This window comes from Nocardioides sp. S5, assembly GCF_017310035.1.
Classification (GTDB): Bacteria; Actinomycetota; Actinomycetes; order Propionibacteriales; family Nocardioidaceae; genus Nocardioides.
In genome coordinates this window covers 3,149,682-3,162,866 of record NZ_CP022296.1, presented here as the reverse complement: position 1 = coordinate 3,162,866, position 13,185 = coordinate 3,149,682, and the positions used below count along the sequence as shown (strand labels likewise).

The 13,185-nt window shown below is 72.9% G+C and carries 11 protein-coding genes; 9 read left to right on the top strand and 2 right to left on the bottom strand.

What is annotated here, in order from left to right; all coding sequences use genetic code 11:
- Nucleotides 1-7: 7 nt before the first annotated feature.
- The 4 genes from CFI00_RS15640 (at nucleotide 8) to ftsY (ending at nucleotide 2,938) form a co-directional block, all read left to right on the top strand.
- Complete coding sequence (locus tag CFI00_RS15640; protein ID WP_242532432.1) at nucleotides 8-505, top strand: thioesterase family protein; 498 nt, start codon at nucleotides 8-10, stop codon at nucleotides 503-505.
- A gap of 102 nt (nucleotides 506-607) precedes the next feature.
- Nucleotides 608-784 (top strand): hypothetical protein, encoded by a 177-nt coding sequence (locus CFI00_RS15635; protein WP_207082003.1) that lies wholly within the window; start codon nucleotides 608-610, stop codon nucleotides 782-784.
- A 74-nt stretch (nucleotides 785-858) separates the two neighbouring features.
- Nucleotides 859-1,770 carry a methyltransferase domain-containing protein gene (locus CFI00_RS15630; RefSeq protein ID WP_207082002.1) on the top strand — a complete coding sequence of 304 codons (912 nt, stop codon included), beginning with the start codon at nucleotides 859-861 and terminating at the stop codon, nucleotides 1,768-1,770.
- Between the two features lie 13 nt (nucleotides 1,771-1,783).
- Complete coding sequence (gene ftsY, locus CFI00_RS15625) at nucleotides 1,784-2,938, top strand: signal recognition particle-docking protein FtsY (protein WP_207082001.1); 1,155 nt, start codon at nucleotides 1,784-1,786, stop codon at nucleotides 2,936-2,938.
- 144 nt (nucleotides 2,939-3,082) lie between these two features.
- Here the strand turns inward: ftsY and CFI00_RS15620 are convergent, their stop codons facing one another.
- Both CFI00_RS15620 and CFI00_RS15615 read right to left on the bottom strand, forming a co-directional pair.
- Nucleotides 3,083-6,070, bottom strand: coding sequence for a glycosyltransferase (locus tag CFI00_RS15620; RefSeq protein ID WP_207082000.1), 2,988 nt, complete (start codon nucleotides 6,068-6,070; stop codon nucleotides 3,083-3,085).
- Complete coding sequence (locus CFI00_RS15615; RefSeq protein ID WP_207081999.1) at nucleotides 6,060-7,004, bottom strand: rhamnan synthesis F family protein; 945 nt, start codon at nucleotides 7,002-7,004, stop codon at nucleotides 6,060-6,062. Before CFI00_RS15615 ends, CFI00_RS15620 begins: the two co-directional genes overlap by 11 nt.
- A gap of 203 nt (nucleotides 7,005-7,207) precedes the next feature.
- Here CFI00_RS15615 and CFI00_RS15610 point away from each other — a divergent pair, with 203 nt between their 5' ends.
- The 5 genes from CFI00_RS15610 to CFI00_RS15590 all read left to right on the top strand — a co-directional run bounded on the left by CFI00_RS15610 (nucleotide 7,208) and on the right by CFI00_RS15590 (nucleotide 13,152).
- Nucleotides 7,208-8,515 (top strand): ammonium transporter, encoded by a 1,308-nt coding sequence (locus CFI00_RS15610; protein ID WP_242532431.1) that lies wholly within the window; start codon nucleotides 7,208-7,210, stop codon nucleotides 8,513-8,515.
- Nucleotides 8,512-8,850, top strand: a complete 339-nt coding sequence (locus CFI00_RS15605) for a P-II family nitrogen regulator (protein WP_121138992.1) — start codon at nucleotides 8,512-8,514, stop codon at nucleotides 8,848-8,850. The genes CFI00_RS15610 and CFI00_RS15605 overlap by 4 nt, the downstream gene beginning before the upstream one ends.
- A gap of 25 nt (nucleotides 8,851-8,875) precedes the next feature.
- Nucleotides 8,876-11,098, top strand: a complete 2,223-nt coding sequence (locus tag CFI00_RS15600) for a [protein-PII] uridylyltransferase (RefSeq protein ID WP_207081997.1) — start codon at nucleotides 8,876-8,878, stop codon at nucleotides 11,096-11,098.
- Nucleotides 11,099-11,224: 126 nt separating this feature from the next.
- Nucleotides 11,225-12,796: a signal recognition particle protein gene (ffh, locus tag CFI00_RS15595; RefSeq protein ID WP_207081996.1), complete on the top strand. Its 1,572-nt coding sequence runs from the start codon at nucleotides 11,225-11,227 to the stop codon at nucleotides 12,794-12,796.
- Complete coding sequence (locus CFI00_RS15590; protein ID WP_207081995.1) at nucleotides 12,793-13,152, top strand: hypothetical protein; 360 nt, start codon at nucleotides 12,793-12,795, stop codon at nucleotides 13,150-13,152. Before ffh ends, CFI00_RS15590 begins: the two co-directional genes overlap by 4 nt.
- Nucleotides 13,153-13,185: the final 33 nt, after the last annotated feature.

The window sequence follows — 13,185 nt, the reverse complement described above, 5'->3', positions numbered from 1 at the left end:
TCCGCGCATGAGCCAGGCGATGGGTGACCAGGGCCAGCGGCGCGTGCCCACGCGCGAGTCGTACGTCCTGTGGCGCACCGCCACCACGCGGTGGCGCGACGACGACGCCTACGGGCACCTCAACAACGCGACCTACTACGAGCTCTTCGACACGGCCGTCAACGCCTACCTCTACGACGCGACCGGTGTCGACGTCCGCACGCTGCCGCAGATCGGCGTGGTGGCCGAGACGGGCTGTCGCTACTTCCGCGAGATCGGCTTTCCCGAGCCGATCGAGATGGGCCTGGTCGCCGACAAGGTGGGGACGAGCTCGGTGGTCTACCGCATCGGCCTGTTCCAGGGCGACTCCGAGCACGCGGCCGCCGAGGGACGCTTCGTCCACGTCTACGTCGACAACTCCCGCGGCGCCGGCGACCGGCCGGTGACGCCGATCCCGGACGTCATCCGCGACGCCGTCGTACGCCTGCTGCGACCCGACGGACCCGACGCACCCCCGGAGGGGTGACGGTCACCACCCCGACGCGCCGGTGGCGGACGTCGATGCGAGCAGGCGCTGCGCGGTGTGTCATGTTGGGGACGACCTGACCGGACCACCTCGGAGGAACCCGTGCTAGCGATCATCCTGATGATGAGCCTCGGCGTGCTCGTCGCCGCCGCCGTGGCCGTCTACGTCGCCTACCCCCACCGGGGCGAGGAGATGCCGGTCGTCCCGCAGTTGGGCGACGCGATGCGCAAGGGCGTCGACTCCCTGCCGACCCTCGAGGACTCCGAGTCGCGCGTCTGAGCCGGTGAGCGACTCGTGTGCCCGTCCCGGCGTGGCACACCGCACCGGCGCCGCCGGGGGCTAGCGTGCAAGGCGTGACCGGCTCACGCCACGACCAGCACCGGACCTACTGCGCGGCCTGCGGGGCCCGCGTGTCCCGGGAGTTCCGCCCGGGACCGGACGGACGCCCGGGTGCCAAGTGCCCGCGCTGCGGGAGCCTGGAGCGGCACCGCTTCCTCTCCCTGCTGCTCGGGGCGCTCGGACCTGACCTGCGCGACCTCGACACGGTGGTGGAGATCGCGCCGTCCCGGCAGTCGACGCCGCTGATCGACCGGCTGGGTGCCCGGCACCGGGTGCGCCTCGACCTCGGCCACGACAAGCGGGACGTCGACGCGCTCGCCTGCCTCACCGCGCTGCCGCTGCGCGACGCCTCGGTGGACCTCCTGGTCTGCTACCACGTCCTCGAGCACGTGCCCGACGACCGCGCGGCCATGGCCGAGATCGCCCGTGTCCTCAGCCCCCGCGGGATCGCCCTGCTCGAGGTCCCGGTCAGGACCGGGGTGGCGACCGACGAGGACCCGACCGCGTCGCCGGAGGAGTGCCTGCGCCGCTTCGGCCAGGCCGACCACGTGCGGTGGTACGGCGACGACGTCGACGAGCGGCTCTCGCAGGCCGGCCTGGCGACCCTGCGGGTCACGCCTCCGGCGCTGCTCGGCGAGGCGGCGGTCGAGTGGTTCAACCTGATGCCGCACGAGGTGGTGTGGATCGCCCGGCCCGGGCACGGTGCTGCGTCGCCGATGGTGGCGTGTGCTGCGTCGGGCCTGACCGCGGCCTTCGACGCGGTCCTCGGCGAGCTGGCGCACACGCGCGAGCAGCTCGGCCGCGCCCGCGCGCGGGGCGACCGGCTGGCCCACGAGCGGGACGGGCTGCGCGCGCGGCTCGACCAGGTGCTGGCCCGGCACGAGCCCGCGGTCCTCACCCGACTTCGGCGCGTGGCCCGCCTCTGATTGGATTGGCCCCATGGGTGCCCTGGGTGAATGGCTCTATCTGATCGTCGCCATCGCGGTCGTCGGCGTGCTGACGCTTGCCGGACTGCTGACCGCGGGTCGACGCCGTCGCGTCGAGCCACCGGCGGGTGGCACCGACGTCATCGCGCCGCCACCGACCGAGGGGGAGGTCGCCACCGAGGCGCCGCCGGAGCCCGCCGTCGACACGGCGGAGCCGACGGTCGAGGCGCCGCCCGCGCTGGAGAAGCCCGAGGGCACCGCGTCGCGGCTGGTGCGGCTGCGCCAGCGCCTCTCCCGCTCGCAGGGCGGCCTGGGCAAGGGCCTGCTGGCCCTCCTGAGCCGTGACCGTCTCGACGAGGACACGTGGGAGGAGATCGAGGACACCCTCCTCACCGCCGACATCGGCGTCGCACCCACCCAGGCCCTCGTGGAGCGACTGCGTGCGCGGCTCCGGGTCGAGGGCGGGCAGTCGCCCGACCCGCGCACGGTGCTGCGTGAGGAGCTCATCGAGCTCGTCGGCACCGACATGGACCGCCGGGTCCAGGTCACCGGCACCGACGGCAACCCCGGTGTCGTGCTCGTCGTCGGCGTCAACGGCGCCGGCAAGACCACCACGGTCGGCAAGATCGCGCGCATCCTCGTCGCCGAGGACCTCACCGTCACGCTGGGCGCAGCCGACACCTTCCGCGCCGCGGCGGTCGACCAGCTCGCCACCTGGGGCGAGCGCGTCGGCGTCGAGGTCGTCCGCGGCCCCGAGGGCGGCGACCCCGCGAGCGTGGCCTTCGACGCGGTCAAGCACGGTGTGGAGCACGGCGTCGACACGGTGCTCGTCGACACCGCCGGCCGCCTGCAGAACAAGGCCGGGCTGATGGACGAGCTCGGCAAGGTCAAGCGCGTCATCGAGAAGCAGGCCCCCGTCACCGAGGTGCTGCTCGTCCTCGACGCCACCACCGGCCAGAACGGCCTCATCCAGGCCCGCGTCTTCAGTGAGATCGTCGACGTGACGGGCATCGTGCTGACCAAGCTCGACGGCTCCGCCAAGGGCGGCATCGTCGTGCAGGTCCAGCGCGAGCTCGGCGTGCCGGTCAAGCTCGTCGGCCTCGGCGAGGGTGCCGACGACATGGCGCCCTTCGACGCCGCGGCGTTCGTCGACGCGCTCCTCGGCTGAGCGGGCACTTCCTCGCGTCAGACGGCGCCGACCGGGCACTTCCTCGCGCCGGACGACGCCGACCGGGCACTTCGTGCCGCACGGCAGCGGCGCGCGCGCAACGAAGTGCCCGGTCGGGGCCTGTGGGTGAAACGAAGTGCCCGGTCAGCGACGGGCGAGGAGCGCGCGCATCGCGTCGTCGATGAGCGTCTCGGCGCGCTTGTCGAAGCTGTGCTCGGCGATGATGCGCGTGGCGATCTGGCGCCGGGTCTCGTCGTCGGGGAAGGCGTCGTACGGCGGCTCCACCAGGCGGGCCAGCTCGTGCTCGTCGTCGAAGGGGACCACGAGCCCGGAGAAGGTCTCGTCCAGGCCGTCGATGCGGTCGCTGAGGATCCGCGCGCCGCAGGCCGCGGCGTCGAAGAGCCGGTTGGACGCGAAGCTGTCGCGTCGCATGTCGAGGTGGTGGTCGTTGAGCACGATGCCGGCCGAGGCGTAGAGCGCACCGACCTCTTCGTTGGCCACTCCGCCGGAGGCGATCTGCTCGCGCTCGACGAACTCGGTCCAGTCGTTGCCGTGGAGCGTGAGGTCGGCGCCGATCGCGAGCGCGCTGCGCACGGCGTAGCGGTAGACCCCGCGCGAGTTGCCGACGAACAGCAGCGCGGGTCCGGTGTCGGGCGCGGCGCGGTCGGGGTGGAACCAGCGGGTGTCGGTGCACTGGAGCAGCGGCTCGATCTGCGTGCCCCAGGCTCGCGTCATCCGCTCCGACCAGCTGGTGCTGGCGGCGTAGACCAGGTCGAAGCCGGCGACCTCGTCCGGCTCGATCATGTCGGGGTGGCTGATGATCCACTCCACGTTGAGCAGCCCGGGCCTGGGCGCGACCCGGTCGAGCCCGCGCAGGACCAGCAGCACGTCGTCGTGGTCGCGCGAGTCGCGCTCGCGCGCGTCGCGCCGGTCGATGGCCACGTGCTGGCCGCGTCGCTCGAGCGCGTCGGCGAGCGAGCGTGCGAAGTAGGTGTCGCCCCAGCGGTCGCCGCGCGGCGCGGCGGGCGCTGCGATGTCGACGGCCCACCGCAGCCGCGGGGGTGACTCGTGGATGCCGTCGAGGGCGCGCACGACCAGCTGCGGCACCAGCACCGCGGGTGCGCTGCGGTCCTCGGGGTCGGCCGACACCCGGCGCTGGCGCTCGTCGGTGACCTCGAGCCCCGCGCGCAGCAGCAGCTCGATCGCGGGGTCGGGCGAAGAAGGTGCCGCCTGCGCGGTCGAGCGCAGCGACGACAGGGCGCCGATCAGCTCCTCGTCCCCGGCGTACGCCGTGCGGGAGGTGATCACGGTGTCGGGCACCACCACGGCGTGACCGAGGCCGGCCTGCTCGGCCCGCAGGCCGAGGTCGGTCTCGGCGAGCACGGAGTGGAAGCGCGCGTCGAGGCCGCGCAGCACGAGCGCCGTGCTCGTGCGCACCGCCACCACCGGGGCGGCGGGGGCGGCGACGGCGCTCAGCCCGATGCGTACGGCGTCGCTGGAGGGCAGCCCAGCGAGGAACAGCTCGGGGTGGGGGTTGTCCGCGCCGAACCTCGCGCCGGCGCTCAGCACCACCCCGTCGAGGTCCACGACCAGGGGCTGGGCCACCGCGACGTCGTCCTCGCGGAGCACCTCGGCCAGGCGCTGGGCGATCGGCTGTCGCGGCGGCATCGCCTCGGGCCGGACCAGCAGCACCGTGCTGCCCGCGGCCTGCGCGAGGCCGACGTTGGTGGCCGCCGACATCGAGACCGCCGCCGGCACGGAGACGAAGCGCGCACCGGAGATGACCGAGGCGATCGAGGCCGCCAGCACGTGGTGGGCGCGACGCAGCCGGACGCCGACGAGGATCAGCTCGGCACCCTCGCGCGGCACCGAGCCCAGCCACTCGACGGTGCGCCGCGGCTCGGGCCCCACCGGCATGACGTGGCTGACCAGGTCCTCGGAGGTCTCGCGCGCCGCGGCCGCCTCCCAGTCGACCAGCTGGCGCTCGAGCACCACCGATCCCCAGTCGTCACCGTGGCCGACCGGGACCGGCTCGGGCCGACGCAGGACGGGTACGTCGACCGCCACCGGTTCGCTCGTGCGGGTCAGGCGCAGCAGCAGGTCGCGCTCGACCGCGCCGCCGAGGGACTCGTCGAAGCCGCCCACGTCCTTGACCGCGTCGCGGAGCAGCAGCGCGGTCGCCAGGTCGACCGGGCGGCCTCCGAGCAGCTCGTGGCGCGAGCGGCCCACGGCGCCGATCCCGGCCAGGACGCATGCGGCGCCGCTCTGCCGGGCGCGCGCGAGCAGGTCGCCGAGCATGTCCGGCAGCCATTCGCGGCCCAGGGGGAGGAACGCCACGTGGTCGCCCGTGCCGTGCTCGAGGGCGACGTTGAGGGCACGCGCCTCGCCGCAGCGCGACTCGCGCACGAGCGTGATGCGGTCGTCGAAGGCCGCCATGCCCTGGAGGACGGCTGAGGTGTCGTCCACCGAGCCGCGGTCCACCGCGACGAGGTGCCAGTCGGTGAAGGTCTGGGCCTGGAGCGACGCGACCGTGCGGTGGACGAGCGGACCGGCGTCCTGGGTGGCCATCACGACCGTCACGGCGGGGGAGGAGCCTGCGACCGGGGTGAGGGCAGGTGCGGGGCCGACGAGCTCGGGTCGCTGCACCACGACCTCCTCGCGCCAGCCGGCGGCCGCCTCGATCGCCGCGGCGCGGTAGGTGCCCCACGACACCCGCTTGGGCAGGATCCGCGTCGGCAGGGGGGTCCCCGGCCCGGACACCGAGAGCCAGTAGGACAGCGCGCCGTAGGGGTGGTGCCGCGCCTCGGGGTGGGCGGCGAAGATGATCCGCGGGTCGACCAGCGGATGGGGAGCGATCCGGTTGCGGCGCCGGCGCTCGGCGACGTACCAGAGCACCGGGTGCTGGCCCAGGCGCTGCCAGGACCGGCGCCGGCCGATCCACTGCGCCTCGAAGAGCGGGTGCGGCGAGACGTCGCCGGCCTCGACGACCGCGCGCGCGGCGTCCTCCGGCGAGTCGAACGCGGTCCCGAGCTGCGCGGCGACGTAGTCGACGTCGACGAGCCCGGCCTCGACCATGACCTGCGCGGCGTCGTCGAACCTCACCTGCCCCGCGCGGCGACGATCACCGCGCATCCGAGTACCTCACGCGCGGGAACAGCGGCTCGAGCGCCAACGGTGTCGGCAGCAGCCGCTCCGTGTCGCGCAACGGGTAGTGCTGGGCGGTCTCCTCGAGGAACTCGCGCACGCCCTCGAAGCGCTGGGGGAAACGGCGCTCGCACAGCTCGAGGAGCCGGTCGGCGTCGAGGTTGTAGGGGTCGTAGCGCAGGGTGTCGATCTTGACGTAGGGCAGGCGGGCGTTGTCGAGGACGCGGTCGGCCAGGCTGCGGGCCGGGTTCCACGGCTCGTTGGCGCGCTCGCGCCACTCGCGCACCTCCGCGCGCGTGCGGGGGAAGTGGGAGCGGTGCGCGGCCCACCACCGCATGCGCTCGCGGGCGATACGCCGGTCCTCGGGTGTCTCGACGAAGTAGGTGTCGGAGACGAACCCCGCGTCGTAGAGGCGCCGGGACATGCCGACCTCGTAGCGGCGGATGACCTGGCGTCGCTTGGAGATCGGCTCCATCTCCTCCCAGAACGTGGTGAAGGCGCGCGAGGCGACGACCCAGGGGCGGAAGGCGATGAAGAAGGACTGGATGTGCGGGGCGACGCGCTCGGCGCCGGTGAGTCCCCAGAAGTCGCACGGCCGCGTCGCCATCTCCTCGAAGACGCGGTCGTAGGAGTCGAGGGCGAAGACGTAGGTGTCGTTGCAGACCACCACCTCGTCGTACGCCGTCAGGTCACCCGCGGCGTCGAGGCCGACCTTGTAGCTGAAGAAGTCGTAGCCGTAGTTGGCCCGCTCGACCAGCACCGCGCGCTCGCTCAGCCAGGCGCGGGCGGACTCCCGCAGCTGGGCGGTCGTGCAGACCAGCAGGGTGTCGACCGAGGCGGCCAGCGCCTCCACCTGCCCGCGCACGTGCGGTCGCAGCTCCCCGGCGACGTCGTAGTGCGCCATCACGGCCAGTCTGGACACGGCCGAACACTAACAAGGCGGGCGCGCCGCCCGATCCGTTCACACACCTGTAACACGAGGTGCGATTCCGTTGCCTGCCCGCAACATCCGTCGCGGACGGGTGAAACCTCCTCCCCGCAGGCTGCGGAGCATCGCGTGGGCCCCGCCATGACAGCGGCGTCATGAGCCACGGGCCCACACCCTGTTCGTTTCCTGGAGGTTCTGTGGACGGCTATTACGCCTTCATGCTGGTGGCGACTGCCTTCGTCCTGATGATGACGGTGCCCGCCCTGGCCCTGTTCTACGGCGGCATGTCACGGTCGAAGTCCGTGCTCAACATGATGATGATGTCCTACGTCGCCGCGGCGATCGTCGGCATCCTGTACGTCGCTGTCGGCTGGTCGATGGGCTTCGGCGGGGACGGCACGTTCTTCGCCAACCCGTTCGAGCTGCTCTGGCTCGACGGCGTCTCGACCGGTGACTACATCTTCGTGATGTTCCAGATGACCTTCGCGATCATCACCGCTGCGCTCATCAGCGGCGCCGTCGCCGACCGGATGAAGTTCTCGGCCTGGGTGCTGTTCGTCCCGCTGTGGGCGGTCATCGTCTACTTCCCGATGGCCCACATGGTCTTCAGCTGCACCGAGGACTCCCTCATCTGCGGCCGTATCGGCGCCCAGGACTACGCGGGCGGCACCGCCGTCCACATCAACGCCGGCGTCGCGGCCCTCGTGCTGGTGCTGCTGCTCGGCAAGCGCATCGGCTGGCCGCGGGAGCAGATGCGTCCGCACAACCTGACGCTGACCATGCTCGGCGCCGGTCTGCTGTGGATGGGCTGGTACGGCTTCAACGTCGGCTCGATCGTCTTCGGCGACGACCCGGAGACCCAGTTCCCGCTCGAGACCGGCCGCACCTTCGCCACCACCACGCTGGCCACGATGGCCGCGATCCTCGGGTGGCTGGCCGTCGAGCGCCTGATCCACAAGAAGGCCACCTCGCTGGGCGCTGCGTCCGGCATCGTCGCCGGCCTCGTGGCGATCACCCCGGCCACGGGCGCGGTCAACCTGTCCGGTGCCGTGGCCATCGGCGCCATCGCCGGCGGGGTCTGCGCCTGGGCCGTGGGCCTGAAGTACAAGCTCGGCTACGACGACTCGCTCGACGTGGTCGGCGTCCACCTGGTCGGTGGCATCATCGGGACCGTGCTGATCGGCGTGTTCTCGACGTCGGAGGGCGCCGGCGGCGTCGACGGCCTGATCTACGGTGGCGGTTTCGGCTCGCTCGGCGACCAGGCACTCGGTGTGGTCGTCGCGGTCATCTACTCCGGCATCCTCACCGCCGTCATCGCGCTGGCCATCAAGTACACGATCGGCCTGCGCCTCGACGAGGAGGACGAGGTCAACGGCATCGACCTCGTCGCCCACGGCGAGTCGGCGTACGACCTGCACAGCGGCACCAGCGGCAGCGGCAGCGTCCTCGCCGCCTCGACCGCCGCCGCCCCCACCAAGACCTCCTCCGAAGGAGCCAACGCATGAAGCTCGTGACCGCGGTCATCAAGCCGCACAAGTGGGAGGACGTCCGCGAGGCGCTCGAGACCTTCGGGGTCGCCGGCATGACGGTCTCCGAGGTGAGCGGCTACGGCCGCCAGAAGGGCCACACCGAGGTCTACCGCGGCGCTGAGTACGACATCGCGCTGGTGCCCAAGATCCGCATCGAGATCGTGGTCGACGACGCCGACGCCGACGACGTGGTGGGGATCGTGGTCAAGACCGCGCAGACCGGTCGCATCGGCGACGGCAAGGTCTGGGTCAGCCCGGTCGACACCGTGGTGCGCGTGCGCACCGGCGAGCAGGACGCGTCCGCGCTCTGATGGCGACCGTCTCGGGATCGCAGCAGTGACCGCGGCGCAGCGACAGACCAGGGCCACCTCGGCCGACGAGCTCTGCAGGGAGGCATACGCTGCCTCCGCAGGGCCCGCCACCGGGGTGGCCCTGGTCGCGGTCGGCGGCTACGGGCGCGGCGAGCTCGCCCCGCACTCCGACCTCGACGTGGTGCTCGTCCACGACGACGGAGTCGACCTCGGTGAGCTCGGCAGCACGCTCTGGTACCCCCTCTGGGACTCCGGGCGCCGGCTCGACCACTCGGTGCGCTCGATGGGCGAGGTGGTCGAGGCGGCCGCCGACCTGCGGGTCGCGCTAGGGCTGCTCGACGCCCGCCACCTCGCCGGCGACCCCGGTCTCAGCCTGCGCCTGCGCACCACGATGCTCGCCGACTGGCGCCGCCAGGCGCGGACCCGCCTGCCGGAGCTCAGGGCGATGACCCTCAAGCGCCACGACGTCACCGGTGAGCTCGCCCACGCCTCCGTGCCGGACGTGAAGGAGTCCGAGGGCGGGCTCCGCGACGCCGGGGTGCTCAAGGCGATCGAGACGAGCTGGCTCGTCGACGCCTCCACGCCCGCGCTGGAGTCGGCACGTCAGATGCTGCTCGACGTCCGCGACGAGGTCCACGACCTCGCGGGCCGTCCCAGCGATCGGATCGCCCCCGAGATGTGGGGTCCGCTCGCGCAGCGCCTCGGGCTCGCCGACGCCGGTGCCGCGCAGCGCCACGTGCGCTCGCTCGGACGCCGGATCGCGCACCTCTCGCGCCTGGCGTGGCGGCGTACGGACGCGGTGACGGCGCGCGCGACGGGGGAGAAGGGGCGGCGCACGCCCGCCCTCGAGCGCATCGCTCCCGGCATCGCGGTGTCCCGTGGCGAGGTCGTCCTGGATGCGGGCACCCGTCCCGGCGACGACCCGACGCTGCTGCTGCGCGCGGCCGCGGAGGCCGCCGGTCGCGACCTGGTGCTGGCGCCCTCGACCGCGGCCCGCCTGGTGCGCGAGGGCGCCGAGCTGCCGGTCCCGTGGCCGGCCCCCGCGCGCGACGCCCTGGTGCGCCTGCTCGCCAGTGGTGACGGCCTGCTGCCGGTGTGGGAGACCCTCGACGAGATCGACGGCATCGAGACCTTCCTGCCCGAGTGGGAGCAGATCCGGCTCCTGCCGCACGCCTCGGCGATCCACCGCTTCACCGTCGACCGCCACGTCGTGGAGACCTGCGCGGAGGCCGGTGCGCTGATCCGGGGCGTACGCCGTCCCGACCTGCTGCTGGTCGCGGCGCTGCTCCACGACATCGGCAAGGGCTCGCTGCACGACCACTCCGTCGCCGGCGAGCCGCTGGCCCGCAAGATCGTGGCGCGGATGGGCTTCACCGACCTGGACGCCGAGGTGGTCGCCTCCCTCGTGCGCTGGCACCTGCTGCTGGCGACCCTCGCCACCACCCGCGACCCCGACGACCCGGCAACCACCGCCGAGCTCCTCACCCACGTGCCCGACGGCGCCAGCCTCGAGCTGCTGCGCGCCCTCACCGAGGCCGACGCCCGTGCCGCGTCGCCGGCGGCCTGGACGGCGTGGCGGGCCTCGCTCGTCGACCGGCTGGTCGCGCGCGCGGGCACCGCGCTCGGTGCGGAGATCGCCCACGCCGTCCCTGTCGAGACGCTGCCCGTGCCCGACGCCGTACGCCGTGACGCCACCGCCGTGTCCGTCGACGTCGCCCCGCACGAGGTCGGTGCGACCGTCACCGTCATCGCCGCCGACCGGGTCGGGCTGCTCGCCGACGTCGCCGGCGGGCTCGCGGCGCTGAGGGTGCCCGTGCACGCCGCCCGAGCGTGGTCGCAGATGGACGCGGAGGGTGAGTGGGGCGTCAGCGCGTGGGAGGTGCCCGACGCCTACCTCGACGCCGCGGTCGTGCGGGAGCGGATCCGGCGGGTCGTCGAGGGCAGCCAGCAGCTTCCCGAGCTGGGCGCGCGTCCGGACGGCGAGCTGCCGCCGATCGTCGAGGTGCGTCCCGACGCCTCGCGCGCCTCGCTCGTGCTCGAGATCCGCACCTCCGACCGCCCCGGGGTGGTCCACCGGGTGCTCACCATTCTCGCGCGGCTGGGGCTCACCGTCGCGTCCGCGCACGTCTCCACGCTGGGGCCACAGGCCGTGGACGTGTTCTACGTGCAGGAGGTCGGGGGGGTGCGACCCACCGAGGAGCGCGCCGCTGCCGCCGCGCACGCCGTACGCACCGCGCTCGGCGGTTGAGCGCCCGGCGGTCGGCCGGGCTCGCGGCACGGGCGTCGCCGAGGCGGGACGCGGCGGGTCCGGCGGCTAGGCTTGCGCGTCGTAGCACCCTGATCCAGCCATCGATGCGAGGGATTGACCCACACCGTGTTCGCCACACTCTCCGACCGCCTTGCCGACACCTTCAAGAACCTGCGCGGCAAGGGACGGCTCTCCGAGGCCGACATCGACGCGACCGCGCGCGAGATCCGCATCGCGCTGCTCGAGGCCGACGTCGCCCTGCCGGTCGTCAAGGAGTTCGTCGGCGCGGTGAAGGAGCGGGCCCGCTCCGAGGAGGTCAGCGGGGCGCTCAACCCGGCCCAGCAGATCATCAAGATCGTCCACGAGGAGCTCGTGACGGTCCTCGGCGGCGAGACCCGCCGGCTGCGCTACGCCAAGTCCGGTCCGACGGTCATCATGCTCGCCGGCCTCCAGGGTGCCGGCAAGACGACGCTCGCGGCCAAGCTCGCGCTCTGGCTCAAGGAGCAGGACAAGACCCCCATGCTGGTCGCGGCCGACCTGCAGCGCCCCAACGCGGTGCAGCAGCTCCAGGTCAACGGCGAGCGCGCCGGCGTCCCGGTCTTCGCGCCCTCGCCCGGCAACGGCACCGGCGACCCCGTCGAGGTCGCCCGCGCCTCCATCGAGGAGGCCCGCCGCAAGCTCCACGACGTCGTGATCATCGACACCGCCGGCCGCCTCGGTGTCGACCAGACCCTGATGCAGCAGGCCGCCGACATCCGCGACGCGGTGCAGCCCGACGAGGTGCTCTTCGTCGTCGACGCGATGATCGGCCAGGACGCGGTCACCACCGCGCAGGCCTTCCTCGACGGCGTCGGCTTCGACGGCGTCGTGCTCACCAAGCTCGACGGTGACGCCCGCGGTGGTGCGGCCCTGTCGATCCGCTCGATCACCGGCAAGCCCGTCATGTTCGCCTCCAGCGGCGAGAAGATGACCGACTTCGACACCTTCCACCCCGACCGGATGGCCTCGCGCATCCTCGACATGGGCGACATGCTCACCCTGATCGAGCAGGCGGAGAAGGCCTTCGACTCCGAGCAGTCGATGAAGGCGGCCGAGAAGCTCGCGACCAAGGGCGGCTTCACCCTGGAGGACTTCCTCCAGCAGATGATGCAGATCCGCAAGCTCGGCTCGATGACCAAGATCATGGGGATGCTCCCGGGCATGGGGCAGTTCCGCGACCAGCTCGAGAACTTCGACGAGCGCGAGATCGACCGCATCCAGGCGATCATCCAGTCGATGACCCCCGCCGAGCGGGAGAACCCCAAGATCATCGACGGCTCGCGCCGCGCCCGCATCGCCAAGGGCTCCGGCCGCCAGGTCTCCGACGTCAACCAGCTCGTCGACCGCTTCTTCGAGGCGCGCAAGATGATGGAGTCGATGGCCCGCGGGGGCGGGATGCCCGGGATGCCCGGGATGCCGGGACTGCCCGGCGCCGGCGGCAAGCGCGGCGGTGCCAAGCAGCCGGCCAAGGGCAAGAAGGGCAAGAAGCGCGTCTCGGGCAACCCGGCGAAGGCCGCCCAGCAGAAGGCCGCCGAGCAGGCCGCCGCTGCGGAGAAGGCCGGCAACCCGTTCGGCAACCCCGACGGTGCCGAGGTCGACTACGAGAAGGCTGCTGAGCAGCTCAACCTGCCCAAGGACTTCTCGCAGTTCCTCAAGTGACGGTCCTGGTCGTCGATGGCGCGAACGTCGTCGGGTCCGTGCCCGACGGCTGGTGGAAGGACCGCGCGGGCGCCGCGCGGCGCCTGCACGAGCGCCTGCTGGTCGCCGACACGGCGTACGACGAGATCGTGCTGGTGCTCGAGGGACAGGCCAAGGGCGGCGTCCGCGCGGGACGCGATGCGCACGTGAGGACGGTGCACGCCTCGCGCGACGGCGACCGCGAGATCCGCGAGCAGGCGCGCATCGCCGCGGAGTCGGGCGCCCGGGTCACCGTGGTGACCGCCGACCGGGCGCTGGCTGCGAACGTGTCGCCGGCGCAGGTGGTCAGCCCGTCGTGGCTGCTGGACCGCATCTGAGACGACGTCGGTCCCGGGTGGTGGCGCCGCCCC